Source organism: Saccharibacillus sacchari, assembly GCF_037722395.1.
In the GTDB taxonomy this organism is placed as follows: domain Bacteria; phylum Bacillota; class Bacilli; order Paenibacillales; family Paenibacillaceae; genus Saccharibacillus; species Saccharibacillus sacchari_A.
Window position 1 is genome coordinate 1 of record NZ_JBBKAR010000034.1, and the last position, 24,613, is coordinate 24,613.

Here is a 24,613-nt window from a genome sequence, read left to right on the forward strand (position 1 = left end):
CTACCTATTCAAAATGAAGCCTGTCATCTATGATTTCTCCATCCAAATCTTGAATCAAAAAATATTCAGCCAGAGTCTTATCATTAAAGCTTATTCTTAAAGAAGTAGATACATATTCAATATCGCTTTCATGCAAAAAATTTAAAACTAAAGAACCGCGCCATTTTTCAACTTCCAGTAGATCAATATCAATATTTTCGAAAGCTTCAAAAAATTCTTCTGGCTCTTCTTCTTTCCAACTTTGAACATAAATTTTAAAAGTTTTTTTAGCCACTTCAAAAGATTGATGTGTAAGCAAAAATGATTTTAATTCTGAGGTTTCCAAAGATATCACATTCCCTTTTCAGAGTTTACAAATGTTTACCAAAGTAATCAAAAATGTAATGACCATTTTCGTTCTCATATCCATAAATTCGATACATTTCATATTCACTATTTTTCACTTTTAATTCATGCGTATATAAGTTACCCTTCTTAACAAACCCTCCTCCTTTTAACGGCTTTATTCCATTAGCTCCAAATTCCGTTACAAATCCCCTAGCTGCTGCTTTTTCAAAAGCTTTAATAGCTTTAGGTCCATTTGTTTTTCCCCATTGCTTCATTACTGATTCGATTGCATTTGTTGTAATAGTATAAGCTATCTTGGCTTCTCCAGGACCAGTAGTAAATCCTAAAAAAATGAATAATGGATCATCCAAAAATGATATTGGAGTAGCATTACCATAAAAATGTTCATTATACATAGACATAGTAAACTCATACTGTTCTTTTGTTTTGCTCGGTTGTTGAGTTGCCAGACTAATATACGAAGTACGATAAACAGATTTTTGATACCCCAACCTTACTATATTAGCCATGTCATGCGCTGCTTGCATAAGGTAAGCATCATTTTGTTTTTGTCCAAAAGAAAAAAGTTGTTGATACATTTTTATTAAATTTTTGTCTCCAGCAGAATACGCGTTTCCGATCTCTGTATACATATGTCCGCTTGGATCTTTATATATTAGCGGATTAGACTGCACATACGCATATGAGTTTAAGGTACTAGGATCTTCTATCTTACCTTCATACGTATCCTCATTAATAAACCGTCCCATCGAAGGGTCATACCAACGCGCTCGCAAGTATTGCAGGTTCGTGGTATCGTCCCACAATTCGCCCGAATAGCGGAAAGGGTTGTGGACTTTCTCTTCTTTCATCAGAATATTTCCCCAGATGTCGTACGTATAGCGATTCAGCACTGCGCCCTGTTCGTCGCGAAGTTCGGTAATATCGCCGTGGCCGTTGGATTCTACGTACGCTTTGCTACCGTCCGCGTATTGGATCGCTTCAAGCTGCGCGCCGCGGATATAGTTGGCCGTCAGGGTCGGAGTACCGTCCACTACTTCGGCTTCCGCAATGATTTGGGCTGCATCGTCATAATAGTAACGGGTGACCTTGCCGTTCTCCGTGCGCTCCACGAGCAGATTATCGCCGTTATACGCGTAGTTTACCTGAGCGCCATTTTTTGCGGCGGCAGTCAATCGGTTTTTCTTATCGTACGTATAATCGCTTGCGGCCAAATCCGGATCGGCTTGGCTCGAAAGCGTTAAACGATTGCCTTGCCGGTCATACGTATATTCGTCCTGGTTAACCGTCGAGGTCAAAATTCGATCGAGCTGATCGTAAGAGAACGTATCCGTGGCATCGTCTTGCGTACGGTTCACGATATTTTTGTTTTCGTCGTATCCGTACGCATAGCGTTTTAACGTCTCCTGATTGCGTATTTGATTCAACCCGACCAGATCCAAGCCTCGATATTCCGTTTGAGTTTGAACGCCGTTTTGCGAAGTGGCTTCGCTCATTAATCCGTTTCGCTTATAGCTATATTGCGTATCCGGGGCGGTCGGCGAAGTTCCGACGGAAGTCAGACGGTTCATCGCGTCATGTCCGTAGTAGACGGTAGTTCCGAAAGGCCCGGTCATCGAAGTGCGTCTTCCGCTGATATCGTATTCGAACGTCGTTTGCAGCTTGTCCGGATACGTGATTTGTTTTAACTGGTCCGTAGCTTGGTTGTATGCATAAGTCGTCGTTCCGGTTCGATCGGTCATGCTTGTCCGCTTGCCGAGTCGATCGACGGTGAATGTAACGGTTTCTTCCGCATCGCTTTGCGCGATCAGATTGCCGCGCGCGTCGTACGTATACGTGAACGCATTTCCGTTTCGGTCTATCGAACGAGCGAGCGTACCGTCAGCATTGTAATAATTTTTCGCCGCGTTGCCCGATTTATCGGTGGTCTGAACACGACGCCCGACTTCGTCGAAACGATTTTGCTTCACGTTTCCGGCCGCATCCGTGGTCTGCGTCAGGTTGCCGAGAAGATCGTAACCGTAACGGGTTTGTTCGCCGTTCGCTTCGGCGACAAGGATCAATTGTCCCTGAATGTCATAGCCGTATGAAGTAATTTGACCTTTACCGTCGGTTTCCGTTAGTAAACTTCCGTTAATCGAATCGTACGTCATTTTTTGCAAAACAGTAAGCGGACTGTCCTGCCGCGCTCGCTCCTGCAACTGAACAACTTGGCCCCAACGATTGGAAGTTTGAACTTTTTCATATCCTTCCGCATCTTTCGTGGTGACGGTCCGAGCCGCATCGCTATATTTCACGGTCGTTGCAGAGCTATCCGCCCCCGTTGTGGACACGATCCGGCTCCATGCATCGTAATCCAGGCGCGTACGGTTGCCCAGCGCGTCCTCGTTCCAAATCACGCGCCCATAAGGATCGTATCCGAAACGCGAAGCAACCACATAATCGTTATCCTGATAATAGCCGGTTTCGATCTGTTGGCCGAGAGCATTCCATTTCATGACCTGTCTTTGATTATTTTCGTCCGTGACCGTAATCCGGTTGCCGATATCGTCATACGAAACGCTCAACACGCTGCTGTCCGGTTGCGTGACCCGAATAGCCCGTCCGAGAAGATCGTATCCGTAAGACGTCGTTCGACCGGACGGATCTGTAGAACTGCTCAAATTCCCGGTTGCAAGTTGATAAGCCGAAGATAAAGTAATATGGCTTTTGTTTCCGTCGACGTCCGTGACCTGGGTGCTTACCTGTGTCGGGAAAGCCTGTTGATACGCCGAATCGTATTGAACGTTTGTGATTCGATCTTGAGTTCCGTTTTCCAAACGTTGAGTAAGCAGATTGCCGAACGTGTCATACGTATAATCCGCCTGGCTCACAATTTCGCCGTCGCTGTTATTTTTGCGGCTTATGACTTGCGTAACGTCGCCTTGCGGGTTATAGGTCAGATTATTGATAAGTTTGTTATTTTGATCGACTGTTTCTGTAGAACCGATCAACCAGTGCCGAATTGCATCGTAAGCGGCCGTCATCGTTTTGCCGTTGGCATCCGTTCGGGACGTAACATTGCCGTAGTCGTCATATTGACTGGTCGTCGTAAACGTATCGTTCGTTTGATTGTCCGTCACGGTAACGGTTGTCGGTACAGCCGCCGCGTAATTCCGCCCGTTGACGGTTTTGCCGTAAGCGTAATTAGTCGTTTGCGTTTTTCCTTCCGCGCTTACCGTTGTGCGATCCAAGTAGTAAGCAGCCGGCGTTTCCGCGTTAGCGACCTCTTTGCGGTAGGTATACTGTGTTTCGGTGAGTCCGTTGCGGATCGTGGTTGCCAACGTCGCTTTTTGTCCGAAACTTGCCCCTAGATCCGAAGCATAGCTCACGGTCTGACGGTTATACTCTTCGGTCGTTCCGTTCTCATATGTCAGCTGATCTTTTCGAGATAATACGCGGTAAGATTCATTCGACGAATCGGCTCCGATATAACGTTTTACCGCCGCATTCTCGTATTCGTAGAATGTTTTGGCTCCCGTTTCATGCTGAACCGAGGTCAAAAGCGCGTACGGATTGGAGATTGCGCGCTCGGGACTGAAGCCCAATAAGTTGAACTTGGCTTCCGCTACCTTATAGGAGTAAGTCGTTTTTCGACCCAGCGGATCGATGACCGAATCAAGCAGTTCGACGCCGTTTTGATTTTTCTTTTGATATGTCACCGTACGGTCGCCTTGCCTAATCGTGACAGCCGATGGCGAATACTCGATATTAATCGTGTTTCCGACCGCGTCTTTAACCTGTTTGAGCAGTTTGCTTTGGTACGTCGCGTTTTGTTCGTAAAAGAATTGAATATCGTTTTGACGGGAGTCGGAAAGAAGCAATAAACGTCCGTCTGCCGTAAAGTATTGCTTCGATAGGCCGTCCGCCGAAGTGATGACTTGTTGGGACGTTTCTCCGTTGACCGTTACCGAAGCATCCGAGGTTACGGTCGTACCTTCCCAATCGGTGCCTTTGAGCGTATTGCCTACGATCTCGTATCGGCTTCCGTCCGCCAGCACGGCGAATGATTTCCCGTTTTCTTTTTCGATATAAGGGAGCTTCCAGGACCAGCCTCTTCCTAGTGGCGCGCGCTTATCGGCTGCAGCAGGCACCGTTTTGTTGTAATACGTCACGTCCGTGGAACTGCCTACTTGATAAGCCTGTATAGCCGCAATAGGTTGAGCGGAAAAATAATAGTTATACGTATCGTCGAAATCATATAACATCCCGGCATGCGAATTGACAAAAGTCCTCATTTCGCTTGCCGATGACCAGTCCGATCCGTTGGTGGCTAACGTGGCCGATTCGGCGTTTCCTTCCGTGATCTCGACTTCCACCCACGGTTGTTCGGCTATGTTATAGGCATTCCGTACTCTTGTTCCATTCCCGCTGCTGACCCAATTGTCGTACCTTGTTGAATCGTAGTAGCCGGGTTTGGTGATCGTGCCCGTATACAATTGCGAATAGTTTCGCGTATCCGATGCGGGTATCGTTATTGAACCCTCGTAAGTGGCGACCCAAGTCTTGGTACACTGATAATTTTTGCTTGCGATATTGGGAGAAGGACAAGCTTTCGTATTGGTTGTAGAAGTCCGGTTTAACGTGATCGCGTAGCCTTGTACCGTCGCCATTTTGGTTTGCGCACATGCACTTTCCGAACCGGTTTGTACCCATTTGCCGTTGGCGTCGTATTTTCCCGGTATACTATTCGTGCACGTTTGCTGTGGAGCCGTAATCGTTTTGGCAGGCGTATATTGTCCCGAAGAGACTTGTGAACTTCCGGACTTCGTTAATGTTCCGCTAAAGTCACCTTCGCTGTGAGAAATGCTGGAAGGAAAACTGTTTTGACTGCTATATCGGGTTTGTTGAGCAAAATTCGATTGGGGAGGCGTATAGTATACGATCCGATCGCTTGCGCTTTTCACAGCTTCAGACTGGGTTGTATACGTTCCTTTTTTGATCGTTTTTTTCTCTACGACTGCCGTGTCATCATCCTTTTTGCCATCGCCGTTAAAATCGAATTGCGTCCACATATTCTCTTTATACTTAACATGGTATAACGGAATTTTCTTTTTCTTAACCGCGTTGTACGTAACAAAGTATTGGTAGATCGGGTATTCGTACGTATTGTACGCGACATCCATATCGTAAATCTGGGCTGCTACGGAGTTGTATTGACGTTCCAATGAGAACGACATGCCACCCCGGCCAGGTAAAGAAGCATCGGCGTGCTCCAGAATAAGCCCGCCGCTCAACGAGGAGATCGTTTCCCCGTTTTCGCCGACGGTGTAAGGGGCTTCGTTGAAAGACTTCCGATCGAAAACAGGTGCTTTTTCGGAAATATGTTTGATCGGATCGGACAGGCTCGCAAACGTAGAGAACGAACGCGTTGCCGATATTTCCGCTGAATCGCTTGCCTGCGCTTGATCTTCATCGACGGATTGGGAATCGGCCGGTTTATCGGCATCCGGTGTTTCTGCGTCATCATCCGGCTGCTCGGAGGCTTCCGGCTCGTTCGTATCCGATTCCGGTTCGTCTTCCGAAGGCAAGCCGGCTTCCGCTCCGGAATAAACTTCTTCCGTCACCGTGAACGTATCGTAACGTTGCAAGATGCCCGATTGTTCCGCTTCGACGCTTTCGAGAGGAGGCTTATTTTCAATAACGGGATCCGTGTACACTTCGCTGGTGACGCTGGCAGATTCATTCACCTCTTGAGGGTGAACGGCCAATAAAGCCTCTTCAAAAGGCAATCCGGTTGCTTTTACTTTATAAAACGCTGTTGCTACTTCGTTTAGATTATAACCTTGATCCAGATAATTTTGGATGAAGGATTCCGTAGTGCCGAATTGATCGACAAGAATCGTGATCAACTCGGATGATGTGCTCTGTTCTTGTTCTTCGGCATAGGCAGTCGAAGAAGATACGTTGCCGAACAGACCTGCAAGCAAAGCAAAAATCATGATAACAGTCATGCTTTTTCGGATATGGGATTTCAAAAGGAGTCTCTCCGTTTCGGCTATGTGATAGTGTATATTAGGTTTAAAAACGTTCGGGTTTAAGAAGTCGGAATCTTCAGAACGCTGATTTTGATTTTGTTTTCCAACTTGTGCGACGAACCGTCTTTATGCTTGATTACGGCACTGATTTTGTATTCTCTCGCATCCAATTGCTGAACATAATTTGACATCTTGACGTTTAATTTAAATCCAAGATTACGATTTTCATACTCCGGATGATCGAAATAAACGGTATCGTTTTTCAAACCGTAAGTCGACTCGCCAATCAACAAATTGTCGTTCCAATAATACTGAACTTTTTCGATAGGTTTCTCGCTCAAGTACCAGCCTTTGAACGACAATGTGATTCCGTTCATAGATGCCGCGTCGTTTACGCTGTAGAAGCTATAAGATCCGCCGTCAAGTTCTCCGATATCCGGCAATGCAGCCAACTCTTGTTCCGGGAATTCCGGTTTCGAAGGCTGCGTTACGGGAGGTTCCGCAAATCCTTCTCTCGTTTTTTGAAGCAAGTTCCCGTTAGCGTCATAACGATAACGGATCTTTCCTTTGCCCGTATCGACCAACATCAGGCGTCCGTTCGCATCATAGGTATACGTGTATTTCGAAGGTCCGCTTGGATTCGGAGCAGGAGTTATGGGCGTCTTTTTCAAAACGATAAAACTCGCTTTTTGGGCTGAAACGACCGCTGATCCTCCTTTACCCGTAGCGACCAGTTGAATCCTCACGCGCGATGTTCCCTCCGGCGTCTCCCCTGTTTGATACTTCGCTTTTCTCGTAGGTTGCAGTAACCTCTCGCGGCCGATGACTTGATTGTCGGCACTCAGGAAGACGGCTTCCCAAAAGACTTCGGCGCTGGTGCTTGTAGATGCATGCCAAGCTTTCCAACCGTAGGATTGTTTTCCGGTTGCCGCGACTTCCTGAATCAAACGAATCTGATCCGTATTGTTCAAGCCAAACACAATCATATTTTGTTTGCCCGTTTCAGCTTTATTATTCAATATTGCTTGGCCTGCGCCTTGCGGATCTTGTTCCACTTTCCAACCGTCCGCAACTTCGCTTTCCTGCTTAAATAGAGAAAAATCTCCGTTTTTCAGTAACTCTTCGTAAGTTTGGACTTCAGGCTGGTAGGTTACCGATGCCGCATTGCCGCTCGCGGCTTCTGTTGGTAACGCCAATCCGGAACCGATCATTGTAAAAATCAAAAAAGCACTTAAAATAAAAATCTTCCTTTTCGAAACTCTCAAAGTTCCTCTTCCCCTCTATTTCTATATATAGGATGTTTCCAAAAGGAATTATAACCGAGTTAGCAAGCAATATAAATAGCATTTTTTTCATTTTGTTACTTAAAATAATTTTTATACAAAAGCATATAAAATAAAAAAACATTCTTCGAAGCGCACCGTATCCCTAAAGGAACATTCCGTGACGTTTCAAAGAATGGATCGTAAACAAATATTCGATTCCTGTACTCAATACGCAATCCCCACACGACAGCCCACATAAGTCCGATCCTCGATCTGCCTGTACGCAAACTCCGCCGTATCCCCCACCGTGATCTTCTCCCCGCCTTCCGGCAACCTATCCACCTCCGCCCGATACCCGCCTACCGCTTCCCCGTCCGGCAGATACGTCGGGCAAACGATCGTCCAGTCCAGTTCCGATGCTTGCAGCAGTTCGTACACCCGGCGGTGTTCTTCGGCGGCGCGGGTCGATCTGCGTTTGGATTCGTTCGATTCATAACGCAGCAGCTCCGGTTCCGTGCGGCTTTGCAGGATGCCAGCCGTTCCGATCGTGACGATGCGCCGAACGCCGAACTCCCGCATGGCTTCGATGATGATCGGGATGCTGTCGCTGAGCGTCGTCGTTTTATCCGTGTTCAGCGCGCTGATGACGGCATCCTGCCCTTCCACGGCTCGCCGAATGTCGGCAGCGTCACAGGCATTTCCTTTATTTACAGTGAGCCCTTCGCAAGCTTGAACCTTACCCGGATCGCGCACGAGCACCGTCACCTCGTGTCCGTCGTTTAACGCATGTTGGACGATCGCACTACCCGTCCGACCTGTTGCTCCCAATAAAAGAATCCGCATGTCTCGCCGCCTCCTTTTCCCATACTGCTCTCGCGTACTCCGCGCATTCCCGAACCGCCGCGCGCAACTCCTCCGTCCCCGCGCACCGTTTCTCCAGCAATGGATGTTCCCAATCGTAATCTTCAAACATGAATGGCTCCGCTCCTCCCCTAGGGAAAAGACCGCCCATCGCAATGAGCGGCCCCGTTTGTCTTACGTTCATCTTATCCTGCTTCGGCGGCGTGGACAATATGCTGCGAAACGGAGTGCCTCAATAGGATTGCCGCGATGCCGAGCGACAAAGCTCCGATACCCACCGCAATCACGTACGAAATCCCCATCCCCGCGATCAACACCCCGCCAACCGCCGCCCCGACCGTCGTGCCCACGTTGCAAGAAGCGATAAACAATCCGTTTGCGAATTCGGGAGCGTCCGGCGCAGCCGAAGAGATCAAGTATTGATTGATATTCGCCATGATCCCGCCTGCCAGTATGCCCCAGACGAACGTAATTAGCATCGTAGGCAACACGTATCCGCCCAGGACAAACAAAGCCGCATACACCGCGATCATCGCGGTCGGAAACAGGATCACCCACTTCATCGCTTGCCCGGTCAATAGCTTGCCCGCGACCAGATTGCCGATGATGTTCGCCGCGCCGAAAACGAATAACGTAAAGCTGATCGAGCCCGCAGACATTCGTGTGACGCTGCCCAAGTAGTCGCTGACATAGCTATAGACGCCGAAAACGGACGCATTCAGCAGCACGACGGTCAGAATCGAGATCCAGATCAGCGGCGTTTTCAATACGGACAGCTGCGAACCGTAAGATCCTTTTTCTCCGGCCACCGGCATCGAAGGCACCAAGATCCACGTCGCCGCGAAAACAATACCGCTCACCAGCACGAAAAAGGCCATCGCCGCCTCGTACGAAGCCATGCCGTCGATAAAGCTTGCGATCGGTACCCCGGCCACCATTCCCGCAGAGACGCCGATAAACACTTTGGATACCGCCTTGGGCGCTTCTTCTTTGCTGACCGAAGCGGCGGCGGCCGTAAAAGCCATCGAGCAGTAGACCGGATGGAACAATCCCAGCGCGACGCGAATTCCCAGCAGCAATGCGAAGTTCGAGACGAACACCGACAACACGTTGCCGACGATAAACACGCTCAGCACGACGAGCATGACTTTTTTCCGATCAATGCCCGACAGCAATAACGGCGTGATCGGCCCGGACACAGCAATCGCGATCGCGAACAGGCTCACGGTGAGTCCGGCTTGGGAGATACTGATCTGAAAATGCTCCGCGATCGAAGGCAGCAGCCCGATCACGCCCATTTCCGTATTCAAAATGCTGAACACCCCGATCGTCAAGATCAGGATCAGCATCGGATTGGATTTTTTTATCATGGATCGTTCTCCTCGTTCCTTTAAAGTTTGTCATCTGCGAGCCAAGCGCTTGACTGCATATTTTGTGTTCTAAGTTTAGACGTTCGCAACAAACATAACCAATACTTATATCTGATATGATGAAATGCTTTTCGGGCATGTTATATACTGAGTACATCCATAGAACAGAGGTGTTGAACATGGAACTTCGAGTGTTGCGCTACTTTCTCGCCGTGGCAAGAGAAGGAAGTATCACGGCGGCGGCCGACTTTTTGCATCTGACGCAGCCGACCTTGTCCAGACAATTGAAGGATCTCGAACAGCAGTTGGGGAAAAAGCTTTTTACGCGGGGAAGTCACAATATCGCGCTTACGGAAGAAGGCTTGCTGTTGCGGAAAAGGGCCGAAGAACTGGTGGAGATGGCGGACAAGCTGGAAGCGGAATTTGATGCGATGGAAGAAACGGTCGGCGGCGATGTTTATATCGGCAGCGGAGAAACGGAAGCCATGAAGCAGATCGCGCAGGTCGTCAAAGAACTTCAACGGTCGTATCCGCAAATTCGTTACCACCTTCTCAGCGGCAACGAAGACGATGTTACGGAACGGCTCGACAAAGGACTACTGGACTTCGGGATCTTGATCGAACCCGCCAATATCTCCAAATACAATCACGTCACCATTCCGGTCAAAGACATCTGGGGCGTCATTATGCGAAAAGACAGTGCTTTGGCGGCCAAAGACTCGATCGGGGTCGAAGATCTGCTGCACGTCCCTCTTCTTTTTTCCCGGCAGGCGATGAAGCAGACCTTGTCCAAAAACGACTTCGTGGATTGGTTTGGGGAGGATTTCGACAAGCTGAACATCGTGACGACGTTCAATCTGATCTATAACGCCGCGATTATGGTGGAGGAAGGCATCGGCTATGCGGTTACGCTGGATAAGCTCGTGAATACGTCCGGCGACAGCGAACTTTGCTTCAGGCCGTTAAGGCCGAAGCTGGAAGCAGGGCTGAGTCTGGTGTGGAAAAAGCATCAAACCTTTTCGGTGGCGGCGGAATTATTTCGGGAAGCAGCGCTCAAAAAGTTCGGGGAACGTTCGACGGATTCCCTGTAGCTTTTAGCCGCGCCATTGCCGGGAATCGACGAATCCAATCCAAAAAAGGACACGCTCTTCCTCGCGCGAGAAAGAAGTGTCCTTTTGTATGGATCATAGGCTTTACTCAATTCGAACGACGCGGCGAAAGCGCCGCAATTCCTTGCCGACGCAGCGTATGCAGCAGCGGGTTCCAGGCGTTGCGGTGCAGCTTCGCAGGCTTGCCCCGCGCAATGCGCTCCATCTGCTGCTCGTAGTAACTCAACCCGATCAGCGCGCCCAATTGCCGATCCAGCGACGAAAGCCCGGTTTTCAGGCGCTGCGTTCGAACCGTCTCGTAGCGACCCTGCATGATTTGGTTCGGAATATCCGGGACCAAAGCCAGCGGACGCGCGATGCCGATCATGGACGTCTTCCCGGCTGCCAGCGCTTCCTCCATGCCGACTTGCGACCGGAAGCCGCCCGTTACCACGATCGGCACATCAACGAGAGACTTGATCCGCTCCGCATACTTTAGAAAAAAGACTTCGCCGTCGTCCTCGGAAGACATTTTCGGATTTTCGTAGTTGCCGCCGGAAATTTCGATCAAGTCGATTCCGCGCTCCGCCATCGTTTTCACCACTTCTTCCGAATCTTTTTCCGTAAAGCCGCCTTCCTTAAAGTCCGTAGAATTGAGCTTGATGCCGATCGGGAACCCTGCTCCCAGCCTACTGCGCATTTCATCATAAATCTGAATCAGGAAACGCATCCGATTCTCCAAACTCCCGCCGTATTCGTCGTTTCTTCGGTTATCCGCGGGCGATAGAAACTGGTTGACCAGATAGCCGTGCGCGCCGTGGATCTGTACGCCGGTAAACCCCGCTTCTTTGGCGATCTCCGCCGTCACCGCAAAGCGCTTCACGATGTCTTTTACCTCCGTATTCGTCAGTTCCCGCGGCGTCTTGAACGCACGGCCGTAACTCCCGCCCATCGGAATCGCGCTCGGCGCGACAGGCTGCCTGGACATCGTGCGCGGCGACTGTTTGCCCGGGTGATTGATCTGCATCCACAGATGCGCGCTGCCTTGCGTTCCCGCCTTCGCCCATTGCTTGAGCTGCTCCAGATCGCGCCGATCCTCGATCGCGACGTTACCCGGCTCGCCGAGCGCGCCGCGATCCACCATGACGTTCCCCGTCACGACGATTCCGGTTCCGCCTTCGGCCCATGTTCGGTACAGCTCGATATGCAGGCGGTTTGGCGAGTTGGACCGGTTCGCCATCGCCTCGCTCATCGCCGATTTGAAAAACCGGTTTTTGATCACCGCTCCGCCCGGCAGCGTTAGCGGTTCCGCAACTTTTAATGTAGGGTTCATGGACTCTGCTCCTTTTAAACCAACGTAAATGTTTGGACACTTGTCAAGATCTTAGACTCATGATAAGCTTGCTCCCGACCTTCGGCAAGATTCAAATCCATGCAAATGTCCGGATTTGGACAGATCGAGAAATGTGTAAAAAGGAGGCGGACCCATGAAGCGAGACTGGACGAAAAAAACGACCCGCGGCGCACAGCGGACGCTGGATGCTTTTACCGCCGCTATGCTAAATGCCCTTACCGGAAAATCGTTCGAACAAATCACCGTGAACGAATTATGCGAGAGTAGCAATTACCCACGCGCCACCTTTTACAACTACTTCGACGATAAATACGATCTGCTGCACTATATGTGGTATTGCCTGAATCGGCAGATCCGCTTGGAACAGTATCAAGAAACAGCACCGGAGCAGCGCTTGTTCGTATTGTTTGATCGGGCTTACGATTTTATCGACGCTCATCGGGATACATTGAATCGGATCATCAAGCATAATGCCAAGGAGAGCTTTTTACTGTTCCATTTCCGCGTTCAGTTGAGCGCTCGAATCCGGCAAATGTTCGATCCGAATATTTGCCGCTACCGCGATCGGATTCCGCACGAAATCATCGCTGACCATTATTGCAATACCGTGCTGTTAGTGCTGGAATGGCGATTTTTGCACGGCAACGACGGCTCTAAGGAAGATACGCTGCGTTACCTGGAATATTTGCTCGGAGCTTTGAACACCAAGTCGTTGGGAGCGAATCTGACTGGCTTTCATTGACCCGCTTTTCAAATCGAACTATACTGTGTAGCAAAGAAGGTGAACCGATGAAACAAATAAGCAGTCGTTTTTCGATGGCTGTCCATATTCTCTCCATGATTGCGTTAGATCCGTCATATAGTACAGGGGATCGAATCGCCCGTAGCATCAACAGTAACCCTGTAGTCATTAGAAGGATTATGGCTCAACTTAAAAAAGCGGGGTATATTGACACGAAAGCAGGGGTTGCGGGCGCCTCTTTGCGGGTATCTCCTGAAAAATTAACTCTACTCGATATTTTTCATGCCGTGGAATCGTTGGAAGGCAACCGGCTTTTTAACTTTCACCAAGATACCGATCCCGCTTGCTCTGTAGGCATGAATATCGAATCCGTGCTGTTCCCGCAACTCTCCAATGCGCAGAAAGTCATGGAAAACGAATTAGCTTCCGTTACGCTGGCAGAGATCGTAGAGCAACTTCAGGCAAAAGCAAGGGATAAAGAAAAAGCTGCTCCTTAACGGAGTAGCTTTTATTTTGCGCTTGTAGCTGTTCGACTCATTAAATCGTAGCTTGATCAGGTTCCACATATTCAATAAAACTACCGTCAGGATGTTGAACAAAAATGCTTTGACCGATAGGGCCGTGCTGATCTCGCAGGATTGGAGTTTTGGAACGTTGCAATTGTTGCTTCAATTCGTTCATGGAATCCACGTACACGACTGCACGAAGCGATCGGGCAGGCTCGATCGACTCCGCGCTGCCCGATACGATCACGTAAGGATACACGGTGGCTAAAGACAAACCCGCTTCGGGAATATCCCAAGTTCGATCCCTGGATCGATTTGCAAGATGCTCGTAATAAGCAACGGTAGCTTCCAGTTCTTCAGTGAATACGGGAATAAAATGATCTAGGATCTTCATAGGAACCTCCGATTTTTATTTTTAATATAACCAATATAGTTATAACTAATTTAGTTATATTAGAATTACATTCGCTTGTCAACTCAAAAATGCCCCCGGCGTGTTAGCTACTTCCTAACCATTCGGAGGCATTTCTTATGAAGCTCTATTCAAGGCAAATCACTAAATCTTGTACGCCTTCATTGCTTTACGCAGTTCTTTAAACGAAGGGCGCTTGCCGTACATCAGCACGCCCGTCCGATAGATCTTCGCGGACAGCCAGCCGAAGAAGAAGATGGCGGCCAGCAGCAGCGCCAGCGACAGCAGAATCTCCCAAAAATCGATCTTGCCCAGGCCGATCCGCGCGATCATGGTCGTCGGCGACGTGAACGGAACGAACGACGAGATTTTCATCAGCAGCGAGTCGGTGCTATTCAGGCTGAAAATCCCGATGTAGAACGCGGCCAAGGACAGCATGGTCAGCGGGGTCACCGCTTGGCCGAGATCTTCCGTGCGGCTGACGATCGATCCGACAGCGGCGTACAGCAATGCGTACAGGAAGTAGCCGAGGATATAGAAGATCAGGCCGTAGAACAGCACGTCCAGCGGCATCTGCGAGAAATCAAGATCGAAGCCGGCCAGCACGTTGCGGTTATGCGGCAGCATCAGGTTGATCGCGATCGTCACGCCGAATACGCCGATTTGCAGCAATCCGACCAGGAACACGCCGATCACTTTGCCGAACATTTGCGTCAACGGCGATACGCTCGTGATCAGGATTTCCATGACGCGCGAGCTTTTCTCCGAGGTGACTTCCGAAGCGATCATATTGCCTGTCAGCATCGCCGAGAAGAAGAACAGCGTCATCAAGACGTACACGGTGATAAAGTTCATCGGATTGAACTTGTCGCTTTCCGGCCCGTCGGTCGGTTGCCCGCCCGTATTGCCGTTCAATTGATCGTAGCTGACCGAGCCGAGTTGAACCGGCGTCGTCAGCTGCGCGATCTGCTCGTCGCTCAGCACGCCCGCGGCAATAAAGCGCGTTTTGGCGCTTTCCAGCGCGGGTTGCAAAACGGCTTGCACGTCGGCGGGAACGGAGCCGTTTTCGGACACGTATTCAACGTCCGGGAAAGGTCCGTTAGCGAGCGGAGCTATCGTCAAATAGCCTTTCAGTTCCTGCTTTTTCGCTTCCGCGTTCAGCGCAGCCGCGTCGCTTCCTTGCAGAGCAACGAATTTCAGTTCGTTGCCCGGCAGCGCCGACACGTATTCTTCGATCTGCTGCGCGATTTCCGTTTGTCCGCCATCGGCGATCCCGATCTTGTTGCTCCCGGCATTGTCCCCGCCCGTAAAGAGCTGAATAAAGAACGGCACATGAATCCCGATCGTCATCAACAGCGCCAACAGCAGCGTCGTGATCACGAAGGATTTGGTACGCACTTTGTTTTTAAACGTAAAGCCGATCACGGTTCCCAGTCTATTCATTGCGCTCACCTACCGATCGAATGAAGATTTGGTTCAGCGTGGGTTCTTTCACTTCGAAATGCCGGACCTCGCTTTGGCGCATCGCTTCCGTCAGTACCGGCACGGCCGCAGACTCGTCCGAGATCCGCAGCAGATAACCGTCCGGGTCGCCTTCGATTCCCGTCACGCCGGGAATGGCATCCAGCCCTTCAACAGGCGAAGCGGTCTTGAGCAGAATCTGCTCGCGCGGGAAACCATTTTTGACCTCGCGGATATCGCCTTGCAGCACAGTCTTGGAGCGATCCAAAATTGTGATATTCCGACACAGCTCCTCAACATGCTCCATCCGGTGCGTCGAGAACAGAATGCTTGCGCCCTCGTCCCGCAGTTCTTTGACCGCCAGCTTCAGCAGTTCGACGTTGACCGGATCGAGACCGCTGAACGCTTCGTCGAGAATCAGGATTTGCGGACGGTGCACGACAGCCGCGATAAAGCCCATTTTTTGCTGATTGCCTTTGGATAGCTCTTCGATCCGCTTGTCGTAATATTCTTCGGCTTCGAATTTTTTCATCCAATAGCGCAGGTTCTTATCCGCTTCGGCTCCGTCCATCCCGCGCAGTTTCGCCAAATACACGATCTGCTCGCTGACCTTGACCTTCGGATACAGCCCCCGTTCCTCAGGCAGATAACCGACCATACGCTGCACGTCGCCGCCATATGGACGTCCTCCGTATGTAATCGTCCCGTCGTCGGGATAAATCAGTCCCAGAACCATACGCATCGTCGTCGTTTTACCTGCACCGTTGGCTCCGAGCAATCCGTAAATCTCGCCTTCCTTCACCCCGAGCGAAATCCGGTCTACCGCTGTCTTGTCGCCATAGCGCTTCACTACATTTTGTAAAATCAGCCGATCCGTCATCTTCATCCTCCTTCTCCATTTTCGTGGATTTTCTGGATGCCCGCCAAGCGTTACGCGGCTTTCTCTAGCTGATCGTTCTACAAGGTGTCTACGGAAATGCCGCCGTTCATCCAATGCTCCATCATCTCGTCCAATTCCAATGCGCGTACCCGAATCGGCTTGATGCCGGCTTCTTCAAGCAGCGCCGCCGCCCCTGCATAATCCAGTGTGACAAAGCGAACCATGCCCTCCGACTCGATCGCCGATTCGACCACGGCCGGCATCTCTTCCAGCAACTCGTCGTCGCGGGCAATCCAGATTTCCCGGCCGCGATCCAGCAAAGAATCCTTTTCCAGCATACCGAGTGAACGCCCTTTTTCAACAAAAATCAGATAATCCGCCATCCGCCGTACCTCTTCCACGATATGCGTAGACATCAGCACAGTCGCGCCGTCTTCATCCACGCAGCGGCGAATTTCGTTCATCATCGTTTTCCAGGCAAAAGGGTCAAGACCCGAAGAAGGCTCGTCGAGCAGCAGCAGCTTCGGCCGGGTCGCCAGCGCCACCGCAATCTCGAACTTGCGACGTTGCCCCTTCGACAGCTTATTCAACTTTTTGCCTCCCGGTACGTCAAAGCGATGCAGCAGTTCCTCGTACCGCTGCCAATCCCATTTGGGATACCAGGATGCCCGGAACTCCGCGACCTCATCCATTTTGAGCCCGTCTTCTTCGGCAATGAAATTTTCCGGCACATACGCGATCCGGGATCGAACCTCAACAGGCAATTCACCCGAATAGGTGTCTCCGAACCAGAACATCTCGCCCGAATCCGGGTGAATCAACTGGGTGGCCAGCTTCATCAAAGTCGACTTGCCGGAGCCGTTGCGTCCAATCAGCGCCGTCACATAGTTTTCGTACAGCTTGAGATCAACGGGGCCCAGTGTCATTCGGTCTCGTTTTTTCACGACGTTTCGCCATTCAAGCACTGCATGTTCCATCGCTTCCACTTCTCCTTCATCCTCTGGTTGCCGTTTCTCGGCTCGGATCGGGAAGCACTCCTCCAACGTCTTTGCCGCAATTATGCGCAAGGGGCTTTTTGGCAGGATTCCCGTCTATTTACGCTCTTGTTCGCGAAGCGTTTCATCCAATAGCTGACGCAGCTCATCCGGCGTATAGCCGACTGACCTCGCCGTATCCATCAGCTCGCGTACCGCTTCCAGCACGATCTGCTTTTTATAAGCCTCGCGATCGTCCGTATCGATCTTCGTGACGAAGGTTCCGGTTCCTTGACGCGTGCGCAGCAGCCCTTCGTTCTCCAGATCCTGGTACACGCGCCGAATGGTGATCACGCTGCACTTCAGATCTGCGGAAAATTCACGGATGGACGGCAGCAGCGTACCTTCGGCGATCTGCCCGGTCACGATAAGCGAGCGCAATTGCGTCTCTATCTGATGATACAAAGGCTCCGCGCTGCTTTCGTTGATTTGAACGGGTATCCGCATGACTTCACTCCTTTATATCCCATGATGCTTATGCCAGATTCCGCTTGGGCAACTTAGCTGCGAGGATGCGATACGCCACATAGATCGACAAGGCTCCCGCTACGAAAAGTGACCACGCGATAGGCGAAAATACTCCGTACTCCCGGCTGATCCGCACGGTATTTTCTACAATATGAACGCCTGAAAAATGCAGAACCAGCACAAGCAGCGTCAAAACAACGACCAACAATATATTGTACCAAAAGTAAGCTTTTCCCCGGACCGACAGTTCAAGCACGATATAGACACTGTTGCTGATTAGACCAAAGCCTGTCCATAGCAGCGCAAAAGAAACAAAAGCGCCTGGGTCCAGCTGTTCGCGAACACCTGAATGCAAGGCATACATCAGCCCAAACAATAAAATGCCGTTGAATACCGTCGCCAACGCCAATTGCTGGCAGCGAGCCAATGCAATGACCTTCGGCGAGATCGGTAGCACGCGGTAATAAGCCAGCATCTGCGTATACGAATCTTCCGCGATGTATTTCATTATGCGTCTGGAAAAATAATATCCGGTCATCGACGCGACGGCCCAAAAAAACAAATCGGCGACTAGCGAAAATCTCGGTTCCTCAACGATCATCGAAACCATAAGTCCGCTAAAAAAGGCCATGTACGCAATAAATAAAGTCGAAGCGGCCAGATAATACCGATCGATTTTCAATTCCCGAACCACGATTCGCCAAGCTTGGCTCCACATTCCGTCCACCCTGTACCTCCGTTCTGTTCTAGGGCGTGTACGCAAACTCCGAAGGGCGCAGATTGAGTTGAATTTTCGTTCTCATCAAGGAACTTTTCCGAAGGCGTGCCGGGGCACGTCAAGGGAAAGTGACGTAGAGGAGGGCGAAAAGGCAGTTCAAGATGCACGTCGCCTGAGTTTGCGTACACGCCCTAGTACTCTGTACCAATTAAATGTAAGGATACGCTTGTCCGAAACGCACTAGAACCGTGCGCGTTTCGGACAAACGTAAACCCACTATTTGACCTGGTACAGAGTACTAGCCTGCACAGAAATACGAACCAATTTTCGTTTTCTGTGCTCCTGTATATATTGATAAGCACAATTTAACCGAATTATTTCTTTTCGTCAAGCAAGCCCTTCGATAACCAAAAAAACCGCCCTCCCGGCATAAAGCCGAAAAGGACGGTCGAGAAAGTTCGATAACAAGGTATTTCGCATATTGCCGATTTTGATCGTTTTGTCTGCGTTGGGTCGCAAGACAAAGGCATCTTCACGATAAATCCGGTTACGGCCTAAGCCGCCTGAACCTTTTTTTTAGGAAGCGGACGAGTTGAGCTTGCCCATCTCATTCTCTACTACCAGTGTCAATTCTTCCTCGTAGCCGCCCATGATGTGATACTTCCGAACGTATTCTTTTACGAATTTCTTCGGATCGCTCGGACGGAAAATACGAGTCATTTCCCGCAGACTTTCCTTGACTTCGTTATGACCTTTGGTCGCCATCATAATTCCCTCCCGGAACGTATTTCGTTATCGAGAATGTCAAAAAAATCTGCTGCCGACAGACGCCCCTTGAGGTTATCGCCTTGTCCGCCGCGCTCCGTTGCCTAGTGTTACGGCCAACGACGGTGTCGCCGCGAAGCTAAACATCCACCTAACTTCTTAGATACCCGACGAAATGCTTACTGAATCACTTCCGGTTTGCCCTTTCTTCTCTCTCTTTGGCCGGATGCGACTCTCCTCCAAACGAAAAACGAAGCTAATGAACAGATTTTAAGAAGATGCTTACTTACGAGTATAACATTTTTCGACGAAATTGGGTATGAAACGAAAGAATAACCCGAAATCCAATTTCGTTGGGGTATAACTCCAGTTCTTAACGAACCTATATGTATAGACGCGGAATGTTCGGGAAAGTTGCTGGGAGCGGGAGCGAGTTCGTTTCGACCTTCGCTTGGTTCGTTTTCCTCCCCCTTTGATTGGAATAAAAGATTTAGAGGAAGGGGAGGAAAGCCAAAGGCGCTACGGTTCGAAACGAACTCGCTCCCCGGGGTGTAGTGGGGAGAGGGGATTAAGACATTTAAGGGATTAAGACATTTAAGGGATTAAGACATTTAAGGGATTAAGACATTGAGGGATTAGGAGATTAGTACTTTAAGAGATTGGTGCTTTAAGAAATTTAAAAATAAAGATATTGAACTTGTTTTAACGTATCTTACAACTCTAAAGTAACTGGAAGCGAGAAGACGGAGAGAGAAATTCAGGTCAATACAGGATTTCGAAGAAAACCTGAGGTAACATCCAGCGCTATGTTGACGCCTTTGAACTTGGAAAACACCTTTATAAAATTCCAATCGACTTTTCCAAGTGAGACAGCGAATTGAACTGAATTTCTCTCGCAGCCTTCTCGCTTCCCCCCACCAAACGCCAGCCTAAAGACGCTGTACTGCGCGAATTGTGAATGTAGGAGGAAAGTTGATATGATAGAGTCATCTCGCACTTCCCAGGGAGGAACATATGCAAGCGCAGGAACCTAACGTGCTGATCCTGTATGCCAGTTATGGCGACGGGCATTATCAGGCGACCAAAGCACTTGAGAAAAGTCTCAATGAACGCGGTATTCATCAAGTCAAAATGCTGGATCTGATGGCCGAGGCGCATCCGAAGCTGAACGATCTGACTCGATTTGTGTATATGCAGAGCTATCGAACGATTCCGGGCCTGTACGGCCTTGTCTATAATATGACCAAAGATATGAAAGCCGATAAGCCTTTTGCCCATATTCTGCATGCTTTCGGTACCCGCAGGCTTGAAGAGTATTTGAAAACCGAGCGGCCGGGCGTGGTGATCCATACGTTTCCGCAGATGGTCATGCCAAAGCTGCGGCGCAAGATCGGGATGGATATTCCGATCGTCAATGTCGTGACCGATTTTGATTTGCACGGCCGTTGGTTGCATCCGGACGTGGATCGCTTCTATGTCGCGACCGAAGAGATGCGTCGGGAAGCGGCTTCGATCGGAATCGATCCGGAGCGCATTACCGTTAGCGGGATTCCGATCAAAGAAGGCTTCGGATTTGATGCGGCAAAAAGCGCTTATGCGCCGGATGTGGATGGTGCGGTCGGAAGCGTCGCGGTTGCCGATGCAGCAGCGAAAGATGCTGTTGTCGGCGGTTTCGATGCAGGCGCCGCTTTTGGCGAACGGGAAAATATTAAGGACGAAGTGTCTGTAGCGTTGCATCCGTTGTCCGATTCTGTAAAGTCCGCTGCTTTTGCCGCATCAAACGCGAACGAGTATGCCGCAGCCCGCGCTTTGCGAACGGGCGAATCGCCCGTACCCGGAATCTCGCTTGATCCGGCGCGCAAAACCGTACTGCTTATGGCCGGAGCCTACGGCGTCATGCTCGGGCTGCGCCGAGTCTGCGACCTGCTGCTGGAACAAGACGATATCCAGATTATCGTCGTTTGCGGTCGCAATGAAGACATGCGCGCGGGACTCGCGCAGCAGTACGCAGACAGCGAGCGCATCCAGGTGCTCGGCTTCACCGACCGCGTCGCCTCGCTCATGCGCATGAGCGACTGCATCGTGACCAAGCCCGGCGGCATCACGCTCGCCGAATCGCTCGCCTGCCAGCTCCCGATCTTCCTGTTCCGCCCCGTACCGGGGCAAGAACGCAATAACGCGGTCTATCTTGAACAGCAAGGCACAGCCTTCGTCTCCCGCACCGCCGACGAATTGGCTGCCCAGATCGCCTCTTTGCTCGGCGATCCGCTCAAACTTCACGCCGCCCGCGACCGCGCCGCCGCGCTAGGACATCCCCACGCGGCCGACGAGATCGCCGACGACCTGATCGCGCGGTACCTCAGCCATCAGCCTGCGGATATTCCGGGCTGATCGCTTCGCGCCCGATACGCAAGCTCCAAAAAGCACGCATCGACGCTTCCGTTTCCCTTCGGAGCGTCTTTCTTGATCCGGTTCCTTGTCCCTTGTTCGTTCCCTACTCCAGCAAATCAATCTTGACGAAAAGTCAGCATTTTCCCAACAAATCTTCACTCTTCGCTCAATTGCTGACTTTTCGTCAACATTTTAGCCTCATTTCCTCACAAATCGCTCAATACTCAGAAAAATGCGAGCAAAACGTCAACTTTTCTCGTCTATCGACTTCTTCAGCCTTCAAATTTCTAACCAAACGTCAACATTTCACTTCTTCACACCCCGCTTCACTATTCTCTCACCGAATTCCTTCACAAAAACGCCTCTATCCATCCATCTATCTATTTATTGCAATTCTTCCTTCTCCCGTCTTCTCCCATCTCTTCCTCCCCCCAAAAAAGAGCCTCTCCCTTTTTTCGAAAAGGCTCCCGCACTTTTTGCCGTTTCGCCAAGGAGAAGCGCAGCCCGCGGAGGGGGAGTGTCGCGAAGGTCGCCTTTGAGATCGAAGATCGAGACAGCGACCGCAGCGATACTCCCCCGCAGCATCCCAGGCGCAGCCCCTCCCCCGCGAAACAATCCGGCAAAAAGTCAAAGCCTTCCCGAAACCACCGGGAAGGCTCTTTTTTTAACCTAACTCAACTTATACACCCGCGTCTCATACGGCCGCAGATTCAGACTATACAGCTCTTCGCCGTCGATCGGCTCATAATTCGAAATCAGCAGCTCTTCCTTCATCCCCTGCAAATCTTCCGGCCACTCGAACGTGGGAGCGCCGCTGAAGAAGTTCAGGATCACGAGCAGCTTCTCATCTTCCCAATTCCGTACAAACGCATAAATTTCCTCATGCACCGGCAGCAGCAGACGATAATCGCCGTAGACAATGACTTCATGCTTTTTGCGCAGCTCGATCAGTTTGCGGTAATGGTGGAAGATCGAATCCGGATCGCGGCGCGCCGCTTCCACATTGATTTTGGGATAATTCGGATTGACGCCCATCCATGGTTCTCCGTCGGTAAATCCGGCATGCTCCTCGTAGTTCCACTGCATCGGGGTACGGGCGTTATCGCGGCTCTTTTTCCAAATCCGCTGCATCACTTCCTGCTCGTCCATGCCTTGCTTCATGCACTGGTTGTAGTAGTTCAGAGTCTCCACGTCGCGATACTGGTCGATCGACGGGAAACTCACGTTGGTCATGCCGATCTCTTCGCCCTGGTAAATGTACGGCGTCCCTTGCAAGGTATGCAGGAACGTCGCCAGCATTTTCGCGGAACGTACCCGGTAATCGCCGTCATTGCCGAAACGCGAGACCTGGCGGGGTTGGTCGTGGTTGCTCATATAGTTGGCGTTCCAGCCCTTTTTATGCAAAACGGTCTGCCAGCGGCTCATGATCTTTTTCAGCTCGACCAGCGTCCATGGCTTGATATCCCATTTGCCCGTACCGCCGGATTTCGCATCCAAAAACATATGTTCAAACTGAAAAATCATATCCAGCTCGTTGCGGCCTTCCCCGACATAATCGAGCGCTTGCTCAGGCCCCAGACCCGAGACTTCGCCCACGTTCATGATGTCGTAAAAGTCCAGCACGTCTTCGTTCAGCGTCCGCAGGAAATAATGCACTTTGTCCAGATTGGAGAAAAAGCGATACGCCTGCACGACCGGAAGGTTTTGCGGATTGTCCGCGTCGGGCAGTCCTTCGGCTTTGACGATATGCGAGATCGCGTCGAACCGGAAGCCGTCCACGCCTTTTTCGAGCCACCACTTCACCATGTCATGCAGCTCACGAACGACTTCGGGATTTTCCCAGTTGAGATCCGGTTGTTCTTTGGCGTACAAGTGCATGTAATATTCCTGCGTCCGTTCGTCGAATTCCCATACGGAGCCGCTGAAATACGATTCCCAGTTGTTCGGATAACCGCCGTTCTCCTTCGGTTCGCGCCAGATGTAATAGTCCCGTTTCGGATTGTCTTTGGACGACGAAGATTCGATAAACCATTCATGCTCGTGCGAACTGTGGTTGAGTACCAGATCCATGATGATGCGGATATTGCGGGCATGCGCCTTTTGCAGCAGTTCGTCGAAATCTTCCATCGTTCCGTACTTGCGGTCGATGCCGTAATAGTCGCTGATATCGTATCCGTTATCGTAATCCGGCGACGCGTAGATCGGACAAATCCAGATCGCGTCGACGCCAAGCTCCTGCAAATAATCCAATTTCTCGATGATTCCGCGCAGATCGCCTTTACCGTCACCCGTCGTATCTTTGAAGCTTATCGGATATATTTGGTAAATGACACTTTCTTTCCACCATTTCTTATTCATGAATTCACCCCGGAGCGGATAGTGTAGTACTTGGTCAACGTTAGTCATTGGTTCCGTACAAGTGTCATCTTAATCTATTTCTCTATCTTTATTGTAACCACGTTGAAGGCAGGTTCTTTCAAAAATACGGAAGGTGTATCAAAAATGACGAGCGAAATCGTAGGGTAGCGTCAGAACTTTCATCATAATCGGGTCGTTCATTTGTAAAAGAGGAGGAACAATCGTGGAAAAGATCAAAAAAAGCCGGCGACGAATCGGAGCGTTATCGGGGATTTTGGTTCTGCTGGCAGTCGCTTGGTTGCTGTGGAACAATCATACCTCCTACACGCCTAACTCCGAGCTTTACGATCTGGGAAAAGGTTCAGCTCCCGAGGACGGAAGTTATTTTCTGCAAACGGACGGGGAACGCACCTTTTTTATTGATCGGCAGGCAGGGCAACGAATTTATGCTATGAATACGTCAGCCAAGCTGCACCGTGCCCGTTTGCCGCAATGATTCCTTTTTCTCAGGCAAAAAAAGGAACGGATGCCCTCTAACGAGAGAACTCCGGTCCTTCGATTTATATCGAAAAAAT

Annotated in this window: 19 protein-coding genes; 5 read left to right on the forward strand and 14 right to left on the reverse strand. The window is 50.3% G+C overall.

Going from position 1 to position 24,613, the window contains the following annotated elements:
• Positions 1-4: 4 nt before the first annotated feature.
• The 5 genes from WKI47_RS12805 to WKI47_RS12825 all read right to left on the reverse strand — a co-directional run bounded on the left by WKI47_RS12805 (position 5) and on the right by WKI47_RS12825 (position 9,858).
• Positions 5-325, reverse strand: a complete 321-nt coding sequence (locus WKI47_RS12805) for a hypothetical protein (RefSeq protein ID WP_340227533.1) — start codon at positions 323-325, stop codon at positions 5-7.
• Between the two features lie 25 nt (positions 326-350).
• Positions 351-6,365 (reverse strand): RHS repeat-associated core domain-containing protein, encoded by a 6,015-nt coding sequence (locus WKI47_RS12810; RefSeq protein ID WP_340227534.1) that lies wholly within the window; start codon positions 6,363-6,365, stop codon positions 351-353.
• 59 nt (positions 6,366-6,424) lie between these two features.
• Complete coding sequence (locus WKI47_RS12815) at positions 6,425-7,588, reverse strand: RHS repeat domain-containing protein (RefSeq protein ID WP_340227535.1); 1,164 nt, start codon at positions 7,586-7,588, stop codon at positions 6,425-6,427.
• Between the two features lie 267 nt (positions 7,589-7,855).
• Entirely contained in the window at positions 7,856-8,473 is a 618-nt protein-coding gene (locus WKI47_RS12820) for an SDR family oxidoreductase (protein WP_340227536.1), read from the reverse strand.
• A 203-nt stretch (positions 8,474-8,676) separates the two neighbouring features.
• The gene (locus tag WKI47_RS12825) at positions 8,677-9,858 is read right to left on the reverse strand and encodes an MFS transporter (protein WP_340227670.1); all 1,182 of its coding nucleotides are present in this window, start codon (positions 9,856-9,858) and stop codon (positions 8,677-8,679) included.
• 182 nt (positions 9,859-10,040) lie between these two features.
• Between WKI47_RS12825 and WKI47_RS12830 the strand changes: the two genes are divergently transcribed.
• A complete protein-coding gene (locus WKI47_RS12830; RefSeq protein WP_340227537.1) occupies positions 10,041-10,952 on the forward strand; it encodes a LysR family transcriptional regulator in 912 nt (303 codons plus the stop codon).
• Between the two features lie 106 nt (positions 10,953-11,058).
• On the opposite strand, the gene WKI47_RS12835 is transcribed toward WKI47_RS12830, so the two are convergent.
• Complete coding sequence (locus WKI47_RS12835; protein WP_340227538.1) at positions 11,059-12,282, reverse strand: NADH:flavin oxidoreductase/NADH oxidase family protein; 1,224 nt, start codon at positions 12,280-12,282, stop codon at positions 11,059-11,061.
• 154 nt (positions 12,283-12,436) lie between these two features.
• Here WKI47_RS12835 and WKI47_RS12840 point away from each other — a divergent pair, with 154 nt between their 5' ends.
• Both WKI47_RS12840 and WKI47_RS12845 read left to right on the forward strand, forming a co-directional pair.
• The gene (locus tag WKI47_RS12840; protein WP_340227539.1) at positions 12,437-13,045 is read left to right on the forward strand and encodes a TetR/AcrR family transcriptional regulator; all 609 of its coding nucleotides are present in this window, start codon (positions 12,437-12,439) and stop codon (positions 13,043-13,045) included.
• Between the two features lie 47 nt (positions 13,046-13,092).
• Positions 13,093-13,542 (forward strand): Rrf2 family transcriptional regulator, encoded by a 450-nt coding sequence (locus WKI47_RS12845; RefSeq protein WP_340227540.1) that lies wholly within the window; start codon positions 13,093-13,095, stop codon positions 13,540-13,542.
• A 40-nt stretch (positions 13,543-13,582) separates the two neighbouring features.
• Here WKI47_RS12845 and WKI47_RS12850 read toward each other — a convergent pair whose 3' ends face one another.
• The 7 genes from WKI47_RS12850 to WKI47_RS12880 all read right to left on the reverse strand — a co-directional run bounded on the left by WKI47_RS12850 (position 13,583) and on the right by WKI47_RS12880 (position 19,289).
• Positions 13,583-13,945, reverse strand: a complete 363-nt coding sequence (locus WKI47_RS12850; protein ID WP_340227541.1) for a VOC family protein — start codon at positions 13,943-13,945, stop codon at positions 13,583-13,585.
• Between the two features lie 162 nt (positions 13,946-14,107).
• A complete protein-coding gene (locus tag WKI47_RS12855) occupies positions 14,108-15,406 on the reverse strand; it encodes an ABC transporter permease (protein WP_340227542.1) in 1,299 nt (432 codons plus the stop codon).
• The gene (locus tag WKI47_RS12860) at positions 15,399-16,304 is read right to left on the reverse strand and encodes an ABC transporter ATP-binding protein (RefSeq protein ID WP_340227543.1); all 906 of its coding nucleotides are present in this window, start codon (positions 16,302-16,304) and stop codon (positions 15,399-15,401) included. The genes WKI47_RS12855 and WKI47_RS12860 overlap by 8 nt, the downstream gene beginning before the upstream one ends.
• 77 nt (positions 16,305-16,381) lie before the next feature.
• Positions 16,382-17,281 carry an ABC transporter ATP-binding protein gene (locus WKI47_RS12865; RefSeq protein WP_340227544.1) on the reverse strand — a complete coding sequence of 300 codons (900 nt, stop codon included), beginning with the start codon at positions 17,279-17,281 and terminating at the stop codon, positions 16,382-16,384.
• 114 nt (positions 17,282-17,395) lie between these two features.
• On the reverse strand, positions 17,396-17,785 hold the full coding sequence (locus WKI47_RS12870; RefSeq protein WP_340227545.1) for a GntR family transcriptional regulator: 390 nt from the start codon (positions 17,783-17,785) through the stop codon (positions 17,396-17,398).
• 28 nt (positions 17,786-17,813) lie between these two features.
• The gene (locus WKI47_RS12875) at positions 17,814-18,533 is read right to left on the reverse strand and encodes a hypothetical protein (protein ID WP_340227546.1); all 720 of its coding nucleotides are present in this window, start codon (positions 18,531-18,533) and stop codon (positions 17,814-17,816) included.
• 567 nt (positions 18,534-19,100) lie between these two features.
• On the reverse strand, positions 19,101-19,289 hold the full coding sequence (locus WKI47_RS12880) for a hypothetical protein (RefSeq protein ID WP_018977850.1): 189 nt from the start codon (positions 19,287-19,289) through the stop codon (positions 19,101-19,103).
• Between the two features lie 1,014 nt (positions 19,290-20,303).
• On the opposite strand from WKI47_RS12880, the gene WKI47_RS12885 reads away from it, so the two are divergent.
• Entirely contained in the window at positions 20,304-21,680 is a 1,377-nt protein-coding gene (locus WKI47_RS12885; RefSeq protein WP_340227547.1) for an MGDG synthase family glycosyltransferase, read from the forward strand.
• 669 nt (positions 21,681-22,349) lie between these two features.
• On the opposite strand, the gene WKI47_RS12890 is transcribed toward WKI47_RS12885, so the two are convergent.
• Positions 22,350-24,038: an alpha-glucosidase gene (locus WKI47_RS12890; RefSeq protein ID WP_340227548.1), complete on the reverse strand. Its 1,689-nt coding sequence runs from the start codon at positions 24,036-24,038 to the stop codon at positions 22,350-22,352.
• Between the two features lie 223 nt (positions 24,039-24,261).
• On the opposite strand from WKI47_RS12890, the gene WKI47_RS12895 reads away from it, so the two are divergent.
• On the forward strand, positions 24,262-24,534 hold the full coding sequence (locus WKI47_RS12895) for a hypothetical protein (protein ID WP_340227549.1): 273 nt from the start codon (positions 24,262-24,264) through the stop codon (positions 24,532-24,534).
• Positions 24,535-24,613: the final 79 nt, after the last annotated feature.